Genomic DNA, 11,390 nt, shown 5'->3' on the forward strand with positions numbered 1-11,390 from the left:
CTCGCGACCACCGGAATCACAATCCAGGGCTCTACCAACTGAGCTATAGCCACCATTATTTCTTTTGTGCCAATTTCTCACTTACCGAAGTAAGAGACCGGATGGCGCGCCTGAAAGGATTCGAACCTTCGGCCTTTGGCTCCGGAGGCCAACGCTCTATCCAGCTGAGCTACAGGCGCATGCCCTGTCGGCGGAGTGGAATAATACGTATATCACCCAATGCCGTCTAGTACTTTTTTAACTTTTTTTTCTGTTTGGTCTCTTTTTCGACAGTTAATATGTGATAAACCCCTTATTTGAGTACTACAACCCGCCACAGCTTATAAGTTGTTGTTTATTGCAACAACTTATCGGGATATAATCACCCATTATTTACATTGGTTTAACAGTTGCTCTTTGCTGGTTAAAGCCAAAACACCCTTCCAACACTATAAATTGGTAAGCATGTACTTACCTTGGGAATGTAAAGTGAGTTTAATGGATATGTCTCGTCGAATTTTAAGCGTTGTCATCGCAGTTTTAACCTTTTCAACTGGCGCAATGGCTGCAGGCCTTAGCGAAGCGGAGCAAGATGCAATTGCTGAACGCATCAAACCAGTTGGCCAAGTTTACCTAGTCGGCAGCGAGCCAGTAGCCGCAGAACCAACAGGCCCTCGTGATGGCGCAGCAGTTTACGGTACCTTTTGTATCGCTTGTCACGCATCTGGCGTAAGTGGCGCACCTAAAACAGGTGATGCTGGTGACTGGGGTCCTCGTATTGCTCAAGGTCGCGACATCCTAGCTGACCACGCAATCAACGGTTTCAATGCGATGCCTGCGAAAGGTTCATGTATGGACTGTTCAGACGACGAAATCAAAGATGCTATCGAGCACATGATTGCCGGTCTGTAATTAAAAATGCCAAATTCAAAAAAGGTGACCTCATGGTCACCTTTTTTATTGTCTTCTATATGGTGTTAATTAAGTAGAGAGTTACTTCTTATTGAACATCGCACGAATGTTAGCAATGTGCGCCTGCCCTTTCTCCATTCGCTCTTCAGCGGACTGTGGCTTCTTCACGCTTTCCCACTCCACATCATCATGTGGCAGTTCATCTAAGAAGCGGCTTTGTGTTGGCTTAATCAACTCGCCATACTGACGACGTTCACGACACTTAGTAAAGGTCAGCTCTTTCTGAGCTCGAGTAATCCCTACATACATCAGACGACGCTCTTCTTCTACGTTACCTTCATCGACACTGGTTTGGTGCGGCAAGATACCCTCTTCAGCACCCATCAGAAATACATACGGAAACTCTAGGCCTTTCGATGCGTGCAACGTCATTAATTGAACCTGGTCCGCATCATCATCATCTTCACCACGCTCCATCATGTCGCGCAGTGTTAAGCGTTGAACTACCTCGCGTAGGGTTTTCTCTTCTTTGTCGTAGTTGTCACCCTCAAGATCGGCCACAATCCAACTATAAAGATCAGAAACGTTCTTCATTCGCATTTCAGCAGCTTTCGGGCTCGCAGAGGTTTCGTATAACCAATCTTCATAGTTAATATCACGAACCAAAGAACGAACAGCCTCAACCGTATTACCACGTTCAGCATTATCCGAGATACGAACAATCCAATCACCGAATCGGCGCAGGTTTTCTAAACCACGCCCCGTCAGCGTTTGCTCTAAGCCCATTTCAAAGCTTGCTTCAAACAAGCTTTTACCACGCATGTTGGCGTAGCTGCCTAATTTCTCAAGCGTCACCGGACCAATCTCACGACGCGGTGTGTTTACAATACGTAGGAAGGCGTTGTCATCATCTGGGTTCACCAACACACGCAGGTAAGCCATGATGTCTTTAATTTCTGCTCTGGCGAAGAAAGAGGTGCCGCCGGAGATCTTGTAAGGCACGCGGTTCTGCATCAGCGCTTTTTCAATCAAGCGCGATTGATGGTTACCACGGTAAAGCACTGCGTAATCTTTATATTCAGTACGGTTCAAAAACTTATGAGCGATGATCTCACCGGTAATACGCTCGGCCTCATGCTCTTCATTCTTAGCATTCAGTACCTTGAGCTTTTCACCGTCTGGGATCTCTGAGAACAGTGACTTTTCATAAACGTGTGGGTTGTTGGCGATCAAGATGTTCGCCGCACGTAAGATTCGACTGGTTGAACGATAGTTTTGCTCTAGTTTGATCAAGCGTAGGTTCGGGTAGTCCTCACCAAGCAGCACCAAGTTTTGCGGTTTTGCACCACGCCATGAATAGATAGATTGGTCGTCATCACCTACCACCGTCAAGCGGCCGCGCTCTCCAACAAGCAAGCGAACCAGTTCATATTGGCTGGTGTTGGTATCTTGGTATTCATCCACCAATAAGTAGCGAATACGCGACTGCCAACGCTCGCGTACTTCTTGATTGGTTTTGAGCAGTAATACCGGCATCGCAATCAAATCATCAAAGTCGAGTGCGTTATAGGCCTTCATCTGTTTTTGGTACATCTCAAAACAGAATGCAAAAAGCTGTTCTTGTTCGCCTTGAGCTCGAGCTTTCGCCTGATCTGGCGTCAGCATGTCATTCTTCCAATTCGAAATCGCACTCATCAATGCACGCAATAAATCCTTATCGCCATCAATTTGCCTTTCAGTTAACTCTTTTAACAGAGCTAACTGGTCTTGATCATCAAATAGAGAAAAACCCGCTTTCAAACCCAGTGCTTTATATTCACGACGAATGATAGTTAAACCCATGGTGTGAAACGTTGAAACGATCAGACCTTTCGACTCACCTTTACCAAGAGTTTGTCCAACACGCTCTTTCATCTCACGTGCCGCTTTATTGGTAAAGGTTACCGCAGCAATATTACGCGCCTTATAGCCACACTCTTGAACCAAGTAAGCGATCTTATTCGTGATAACACGTGTTTTACCGGATCCAGCGCCCGCTAATACTAAGCAGGGGCCCGAAACATATTTCACGGCTTCATCTTGTCTTGGGTTCAGTTTCATTTGGTTCTCAATTTGGTCTAGAGGAGCGAATTAAATTGCGCGCCTATAATAATGCTGCAACACCTCGAATGCTACGTTCTCTTATACAAGATTTTTACGCTGCATGTGTAAAACTTTGTTGCACATGTGTGTGGTTCTTAGGCTATAATGAATGAACGTTCATTCACTGGTGATAGAATAATGACAACTCATGCACCTCAGGATAAACGCCAACAAATACTTTCTGCCGCTGAAAAGCTCATTGCCGAGGTCGGCTTTCAAGGCCTTTCAATGCAAAAATTAGCCAAAGAGGCGGGGGTTGCTGCAGGCACTATCTACCGCTACTTCGATGATAAAGACCACTTGATAGATGATGTTCGAGTGCTCGTGACTCAAAGAGTAGCTGATGCTGTTCAAGAAGGGGTTAATGATTCGGATCCAATAAAGCAACGCTATAGAACCATGTGGCTCAACATATGGAACTTAGCAGGAACGAACTTAGCCGCGATCAAAAATCGGGTTCAGTATGACTCACTACCCATAACAAATAGCCTAAACTTCAGGGAACTAGAACGTAAAATGTTTGCCCAAGTTGAGCTGCTATTTAATGAGGGTAAAGAGCAAGGATTGTTTAAACCACTTGATAATGAAGTACTAAGTGGCTTGAGCTTAGCAGCTAGTGTATCTCTAGCGCGAAAGCATTCTTTAGGATTTTACCAACTCGACGAGGCAGCACTAGAAGCTGCAATTGAAGCCAGTTGGGACGCAATAATTAAACACTAGATCGGAGTTTTGACCATAATGAAAAAGTGGACTTTCTTCATGTTACTCATCGCTGTACTACTTTTCGGCAGCGTTATTGGGTTCAACATGTTCAAACAACAAAAAATTGCTGAGTATATGGCCAACCGCCCTGAACCAGAGTTTCCAGTAACAGTGACTGAAGTTCAGCCGATCGACTGGGTTCCAGTGATTGAAGCTATCGGCTTCATCGAACCTAACCAAGGTGTGACACTAGCTAATGAAACTAGCGGTGTTATTGACCAAATCTCTTTTGGTTCAGGAACTGACGTTAAAAATGACCAACTTCTTGTTCGTCTTGATTCTGGCGTAGAAAAAGCCAACTTAAAGAGTTCTGAAGCTCGACTGCCTGCGGCAAAAGCAAAATACAAACGCTACCAAGGCCTGTTTAAGAAAGGCTCTATTTCAAAAGAAGCATACGATGAAGCAGAGGCAAACTACTACTCTCTATCTGCTGACATTGAAAGCTTAAAAGCATCGATCGAGCGCCGTGAAATTCGTGCACCATTCGACGGTACTGTTGGTATTCGTAACGTATACCTAGGTCAATACCTGCAATCGGGTACAGATATCGTTCGTTTAGAAGATACCAGTGTAATGCGCCTTCGCTTCACGGTTTCTCAAACCGACATCTCTCGTATCAATGTAGGCCAAGCTGTCGACATCTTTGTTGATGCTTACCCAGAAACACCGTTTGAAGGCTCTATTAGTGCAATTGAACCCGCAGTTAGCATCCAAAGTGGTCTTATCCAAGTTCAAGCAGATATTCCAAACAATGATGGCAAACTTCGTAGCGGCATGTTCGCTCGCGCTAACATCATTCTGCCTAAACTAGAGAATCAAGTAACTCTGCCTCAAACAGCGATTACTTTCACTCTATACGGTGACAATGTTTACATCCTGACTGAAGAAGACGGCGTTCAGCGTGTTGCTCAACACGTCGTGAAAGTTGGTGAACGCACAGCAGATATCGCGCACATCCTTGAAGGCGTTAAAGCTGGCGATACGGTTGTAACTTCTGGCCAAGTACGTCTAAGTAACGGCGCCAAAGTTAAGGTTGTTGAAAGTGATGCAATCACTCCACCATCTGAAACACCTAAGCTGTAACTGGAGGCACAATGCGCTTTACTGATGTTTTTATTAAACGTCCAGTTCTAGCGGTATCCATCAGCTTTTTGATTGCGCTGCTTGGCTTACAAGCAATCTTCAAAATGCAGGTGCGTGAATACCCTGAAATGACGAATACCGTTGTAACCGTAACCACGAGTTACTACGGTGCAAGTGCCGATCTTATCCAAGGCTTTATCACCCAACCCCTCGAACAGGCTGTGGCGCAAGCGGATAACATCGACTATATGACTTCCTCTTCTGTACTCGGTAGCTCGACGATTACGGTGAACATGAAGTTGAACACCGACCCGAATGCAGCGCTGTCTGACATACTGGCCAAGACAAACTCGGTGCGTTCTCAGCTTCCAAAAGAAGCGGAAGATCCAACCGTAACCATGTCGACTGGTTCAACAACAGCTGTACTCTACATTGGTTTTACTAGTGATGAGTTGGTGTCGAGCCAAATTACCGATTATCTAGAGCGTGTAATTAACCCGCAGCTATTTACGGTAAATGGTGTATCGAAAGTTGACCTATACGGTGGCATGAAATACGCACTACGCGTATGGCTAGACCCGTCAAAAATGGCTGCAGTTAACCTAACTGCTAGTGATGTAATGACGGTATTGAATGCCAACAACTACCAATCGGCTACAGGTCAAGCAACCGGCGAGTTTGTTCTTTATAACGGCAGTGCCGACACGCAAGTATCGAACACTGAAGAATTAGAGAACTTAGTCGTTAGAAGTGGTGAAGGTGAGATTATTCGTCTGTCTGACATCGCTAAGGTTTCTCTAGAGAAAAGCCACGACGTTTACCGTGCAAGTGCAAACGGTCAGGAAGCGGTTGTTGCTGCGATCAATGCGGCACCAAGTGCCAACCCAATCAACATCGCTGCAGATGTACTTGAGCTTCTTCCTCAACTAGAGAAGAACCTACCAAGCAACATCTCTATGAACGTAATGTACGATTCAACTATTGCTATTAACGAGTCAATTCAAGAGGTTATCAAGACAATCCTTGAAGCTGCATTAATCGTATTGATCGTAATCACCTTGTTCTTAGGTTCATTCCGAGCGGTACTGATTCCTATCGTTACTATCCCACTGTCTTTGATTGGTGTGGCAATGGTAATGCAGGCAATGGGTTTCTCTTGGAACCTGATGACACTCCTGGCAATGGTACTCGCCATCGGCTTAGTGGTAGATGATGCGATCGTAGTACTTGAGAACGTCGACCGGCACATCAAGCTCGGGGAGTCCCCTTTCCGTGCGGCAATTATCGGTACCCGTGAAATTGCGGTCCCTGTTATCGCAATGACACTAACGCTAGGTGCGGTATATGCTCCAATCGCAATGATGGGTGGTATCACAGGCTCGCTATTTAAAGAGTTTGCGTTAACCCTAGCAGGTTCGGTTTTCGTGTCAGGTATTGTGGCACTTACGCTATCGCCAATGATGTGTTCAAAAATGCTGAAAGCTCACGCTGAGCCAAGCAAGTTTGAACAGAAAGTTCATGGTGTACTGGATGGTATGACTAACCGTTACGAGCGTATGCTTGGCGCGGTAATGCAGCATCGTCCAGTATTCATTGGCTTTGCTATCATCGTATTTGCAAGTTTGCCGATGTTATTCAAGTTCATCCCTAGTGAATTAGCACCTTCAGAAGATAAGGGTGTAATCATGCTAATGGGTACGGCACCTTCGAATGCGAACTTAGACTTCATGCAAAATACCATGAACGACGTAAACACAATTCTGTCTGACCAGCCAGAAGTAGCGTACGCGCAGGTGTTTACTGGTGTTCCTAATGCAAACCAAGCGTTTGGTATTGCATCTATGGTTCCATGGAGTGAGCGTGAAGCAAGCCAATCAGAAGTAGCAAACCGCGTTGGTGGTTTGGTGAAAGATGTTCCTGGAATGGCGGTAACAGCGTTCCAAATGCCAGAACTACCAGGTGCAGGTTCAGGCCTTCCAATTCAGTTTGTCATTACAACGCCAAACAGTTTTGAAAGCTTGTTCCAAATCACCACTGATATTCTGGCTGATGTATCTTCAAACCCACTGTTTGTATATTCAGATCTCGACCTGAACTACGACTCAGCAACCATGAAGATCAACATCGACAAGGATAAAGCAGGCGCATACGGTGTGACCATGCAAGATATCGGTATCACGCTAGGTACCATGATGTCAGATGGCTACGTCAACCGTATTGACTTGAATGGACGTTCTTACGAGGTAATTCCTCAGGTTGAACGTAAATTCCGTTTGAACCCAGAGTCGATGAACAACTACTACGTTCGAGCAGCTGATGGTAACGCCGTTCCACTAGGCAGTTTAATTACGATTGATGTTGTGGCAGAACCTCGTTCTCTTCCTCACTTCAACCAATTGAACTCAGCGACGATTGGTGCGGTACCTGCACCAGGTGCGGCAATGGGTGATGCAATTGCTTGGTTTGAAGATACAGCAGCAAATAAACTACCAAGTGGCTACAACCACGATTACATGGGTGAAGCGCGCCAATACGTAACTGAAGGTAGCGCACTTTACGCGACCTTTGGTCTAGCACTGGCTATCATCTTCTTGGTACTTGCGATTCAATTCGAATCTCTTAAGGATCCATTGGTTATCATGGTATCTGTACCACTGGCGATCTGTGGTGCTCTAATAGCTCTAGCTTGGGGTGCTGCAACGATGAACATCTACTCGCAGGTAGGTTTGATCACCTTGGTTGGTCTGATTACCAAACACGGTATCTTGATCTGTGAAGTTGCAAAAGAAGAGCAGCTACATCATCACAAGACTCGTATCGAAGCGGTAATGGAAGCTGCGAAGGTTCGTCTTCGTCCAATCCTGATGACAACGGCGGCGATGATCGCAGGTCTAATCCCACTGATGTACGCAAGTGGTGCGGGTGCGGCTCAGCGTTTCAGTATCGGTATCGTAATCGTTGCTGGTCTAGCGATTGGTACTCTCTTCACGCTATTTGTACTGCCCGTGATTTACAGCTACTTGGCTGAAAAACACAAACCTCTGCCTGTATTTGTTGAAGACAAAGACCTAGAAAAGTTAGCTCGCGTCGATGAAGCAAAAGCGGCACACAGAGAATTAGCTGATAATAAGTAATCGCTAAGTCGTATTAACAATAAAAAGGCTACTTCGGTGGCCTTTTTTTATACGCCATAGGCGACATCTCAAGTGTGATTAAATAGAATAGTAGTAAATATTCAGGAGTTTTAATTGATATGTTTGATCCAAAAAAATTAGAGCAGATTGCTAAGCAGATCCACGATTCTATGCCTCAACCAGTAAAAGAGCTTGGTTCAGACGTAGACCAAAAAGTTCGCCAGGTTATCCAAGGCCAGCTAAACAAGCTAGACGTTGTGAGCCGTGAAGAGTTTGATGTTCAAACACAAGTACTGCTTCGCACTCGCCAAAAGCTAACTGAAATGGAACAGAAGCTAGCAGATCTAGAAGCTAAGTTTGCTGACAAGTAAGTTATCAGCGAAAAACATAGAAGGGTTGACGTGAAAACGTCAGCCCTTTTTTATGCGAGCGAGAATAATAAGGAGAGATTCCCGGCCACGTTTCTTCGCCACTTTCAGGAATGACTTAGTTTAAAAGCTATCGTCCTCTGGTACGCAAAACATTCTCGACTTCCACCTCTGAAAAACAAAAAAGGCTTGGTCAACGGCGACCAAGCCTTTTTATTAGATGTTGTGTTGCTTATTCATAACTCCAACCTGTAAGGAGTTATTGATACTGCTTTGCTTTTTCTACAAATTCGCAATATCTAATCTAAGCGACGAATTAACCGCCTACAGCGATACGTTTCATGTCGCTCATGTAGCTACGTAGCTCTTCACCAATGTACTCTACAGGGTGGTTACGGATAGCTTCGTTAACTTCGATTAGTTTAGCGTTATCTACTTGGTTAGATGTTTCACCTAGACCACGACCGATTACGTCAGTTGCAACTGAAGGCATGAACTTCTCACGTAATAGCGGTGTTGCTACGTTAGCGAATAGGTAGTTACCGTACTCAGCTGTATCAGAGATTACTACGTTCATTTCGTACAGACGCTTACGAGCAACTGTGTTTGCGATTAGTGGAAGCTCATGTAGAGATTCGTAGTAAGCAGACTCATCGATGATACCTGATGCAGTCATAGCTTCGAATGCTAGCTCAACACCGGCACGAACCATAGCAACCATAAGAATACCGTTATCGAAGTACTCTTGCTCTGAGATTTCTACGTCAGAAGCTGGGTAGTTTTCGAATGCAGTTTCGCCTGTTTCTTCACGCCAGCCTAGTAGGTTCACATCATCGTTCGCCCAGTCAGCCATCATAGTGCTAGAGAAATGACCAGAAATGATGTCATCCATATGCTTGTTGTAAAGCGGACGCATTAGGTCTTTAAGCTCTTCCGAAAGCTCAAACGCTTTAACTTTAGCTGGGTTAGATAGACGATCCATCATGTGAGTTACGCCACCGAACTTAAGTGCTTCAGTGATTGTTTCCCAACCGTATTGTAGAAGCTTGCCTGCGTAACCTGGTTCAATGCCGTCAGCAATCATCTTCTCGTAAGATACGATAGAACCTGCTTGTAGCATGCCACAAAGGATAGTTTGCTCGCCCATAAGGTCAGATTTAACTTCCGCTACGAAAGAAGACTCTAGGCAACCTGCACGGTGACCACCGGTACCAGCAGCCCAAGCTTTAGCGATATCCCAGCCTTCGCCTTTAGGGTCATTTTCTGGGTGAACAGCGATCAGTGTTGGTACACCGAAACCACGCTTGTACTCTTCGCGAACTTCAGAACCAGGACACTTAGGTGCAACCATTACTACCGTAAGGTCAGAACGTAACTGCATGCCTTCTTCAACAACGTTAAAGCCGTGAGAGTAACCAAGTGCAGCGCCTTCTTTCATTAGAGGCATTACAGTTTCAACAACGTTTGTGTGTTGCTTGTCTGGAGTCAGGTTGATTACTAGGTCTGCTTGAGGGATTAGTGTTTCGTAGCTACCCACAACAAAGCCGTTCTCATCAGCATTTTTGAATGATTGACGCTTCTCGTCAATTGCCGCTTGGCGTAGGGCGTAAGATACGTCTAGACCAGAATCACGCATGTTTAGACCTTGGTTTAGGCCTTGAGCACCACAACCAACAATTACGATTTTCTTACCTTCAAGATATTCAGCTTCTGTCGCAAATTCTTCACGATCCATAAAGCGGCAACGACCTAATTGGTCTAGTTGTTCACGAAGGTTTAATGTATTGAAATAGTTAGCCATTCTAGGGCACTCCTTTAAAAATAAGTCCGTAAGGTCGATATTTCTCTATCGAATGACTTCATACTAAAACAGACACTCCGTTGCTGAAAGTGATATATTCACAATTAGTTATTGCAATAAATGCAACATGGAAACGATCGCAGAACATGAACATAAAATCTCTACAATTATTTATACATTTATGTGACAGCAAGAGTTTCAGTAAAACCGCTGCTGCTATGCATGTCAGCCCTTCAGCGCTGAGCCGTCAGATACAAAAGCTTGAAGAGGAAACAGGACAAGAGCTGCTTATCAGAGACAACCGCAGTGTTGATCTGACCCCAGCAGGTAAACATCTATTACCTGTGGCATTGAACATCGTTGGCGAATGGCAACAATATAACCTTCATCTGAAGGGCGGAGAACAAGAGCTTAAAGGTGAAATACGTATATTTTGTTCTGTGACAGCTAGCTACAGTCACCTACCTGAACTCATAACCGAATTTAGGGCTATTCATCCGTATATTGAATTTAAGCTCTCTACTGGCGATCCGGCTCAATCCATCGACAAGATCTTAAATGATGAGGCGGATATCGCGATCTCTGCAAAGCCAGACATCCTTCCTTCAAGGCTAGAATTCGAGACCATCAGCGATATACCACTTTCCGTTATCATCCCATCAGGTGTGAGTAGCTTTAGCCAACAACTACAATCTGATAAACCAAACTGGAATAAAGTACCTTTTATCATCCCAGAAGCTGGAACGGCCCGAGAGCGTGCAAACGCATGGTTCAAAAAGATGAAGATAAAACCCAATATTTACGCTCAGGTTTCAGGGCATGAGGCAATCGTGAGCATGGTTGCCCTTGGTTGTGGGGTTGGTATCGCGCCAGATGTGGTCATTAACAACAGTCCAGTAAGAGATAAAGTAGACCGTTTAAAGATAGAACCCATCAAACCGTTTGAATTGGGTGTATGTTGTAAGCGAGCACAATTAGATAACCCTCTAATTCGAGCGTTCTGGCAAGTTGCAGAAGGGAAATATTTAACAGACTATTAGTCGTTATTTTCAATACAAAAGAGGGAAGAGCACGTCAATGCTCTTCCCTCTTTTCATTTATGTATATCTCAGATAAGAAAAAAGCCCGCTGATTTCTCAGCGGGCTTTCTAATGGTGGTGGAGGGATAGGGATTTGAACCCTAGAACCGCTATTAACGGTTGCCGGTTT

The 11,390-nt window shown here is 44.9% G+C and carries 8 protein-coding genes and 1 tRNA gene; 6 read left to right on the plus strand and 3 right to left on the minus strand.

Annotated features, from left to right (window positions below):
* Nucleotides 1-102 precede the first annotated feature (102 nt).
* A tRNA-Arg gene (locus ACED45_RS23025) sits at nucleotides 103-179 on the minus strand.
* Nucleotides 180-477: 298 nt separating this feature from the next.
* Between ACED45_RS23025 and ACED45_RS23030 the strand changes: the two genes are divergently transcribed.
* The gene (locus ACED45_RS23030; protein ID WP_017069626.1) at nucleotides 478-891 is read left to right on the plus strand and encodes a c-type cytochrome; all 414 of its coding nucleotides are present in this window, start codon (nucleotides 478-480) and stop codon (nucleotides 889-891) included.
* Between the two features lie 81 nt (nucleotides 892-972).
* Here ACED45_RS23030 and rep read toward each other — a convergent pair whose 3' ends face one another.
* Nucleotides 973-2,991, minus strand: coding sequence for a DNA helicase Rep (rep, locus tag ACED45_RS23035; protein WP_108020191.1), 2,019 nt, complete (start codon nucleotides 2,989-2,991; stop codon nucleotides 973-975).
* Between the two features lie 180 nt (nucleotides 2,992-3,171).
* Between rep and ACED45_RS23040 the strand changes: the two genes are divergently transcribed.
* The 4 genes from ACED45_RS23040 to ubiK all read left to right on the plus strand — a co-directional run bounded on the left by ACED45_RS23040 (nucleotide 3,172) and on the right by ubiK (nucleotide 8,383).
* The gene (locus ACED45_RS23040) at nucleotides 3,172-3,753 is read left to right on the plus strand and encodes a TetR/AcrR family transcriptional regulator (protein ID WP_010433399.1); all 582 of its coding nucleotides are present in this window, start codon (nucleotides 3,172-3,174) and stop codon (nucleotides 3,751-3,753) included.
* Between the two features lie 18 nt (nucleotides 3,754-3,771).
* Nucleotides 3,772-4,878: an efflux RND transporter periplasmic adaptor subunit gene (locus tag ACED45_RS23045; protein ID WP_060983266.1), complete on the plus strand. Its 1,107-nt coding sequence runs from the start codon at nucleotides 3,772-3,774 to the stop codon at nucleotides 4,876-4,878.
* 11 nt (nucleotides 4,879-4,889) lie between these two features.
* A complete protein-coding gene (locus ACED45_RS23050) occupies nucleotides 4,890-8,012 on the plus strand; it encodes a multidrug efflux RND transporter permease subunit (RefSeq protein WP_146491944.1) in 3,123 nt (1,040 codons plus the stop codon).
* Nucleotides 8,013-8,131: 119 nt separating this feature from the next.
* Nucleotides 8,132-8,383 (plus strand): ubiquinone biosynthesis accessory factor UbiK, encoded by a 252-nt coding sequence (gene ubiK / locus ACED45_RS23055; protein ID WP_146491943.1) that lies wholly within the window; start codon nucleotides 8,132-8,134, stop codon nucleotides 8,381-8,383.
* Between the two features lie 313 nt (nucleotides 8,384-8,696).
* On the opposite strand, the gene ilvC is transcribed toward ubiK, so the two are convergent.
* Complete coding sequence (ilvC, locus tag ACED45_RS23060) at nucleotides 8,697-10,181, minus strand: ketol-acid reductoisomerase (RefSeq protein WP_086711540.1); 1,485 nt, start codon at nucleotides 10,179-10,181, stop codon at nucleotides 8,697-8,699.
* Between the two features lie 146 nt (nucleotides 10,182-10,327).
* On the opposite strand from ilvC, the gene ilvY reads away from it, so the two are divergent.
* On the plus strand, nucleotides 10,328-11,221 hold the full coding sequence (gene ilvY / locus ACED45_RS23065; protein ID WP_371715109.1) for an HTH-type transcriptional activator IlvY: 894 nt from the start codon (nucleotides 10,328-10,330) through the stop codon (nucleotides 11,219-11,221).
* Nucleotides 11,222-11,390 lie beyond the last annotated feature (169 nt).

Origin of the sequence: Vibrio crassostreae (assembly GCF_041439375.1) — a bacterium.
Lineage (GTDB): Bacteria > Pseudomonadota > Gammaproteobacteria > Enterobacterales > Vibrionaceae > Vibrio > Vibrio crassostreae_D.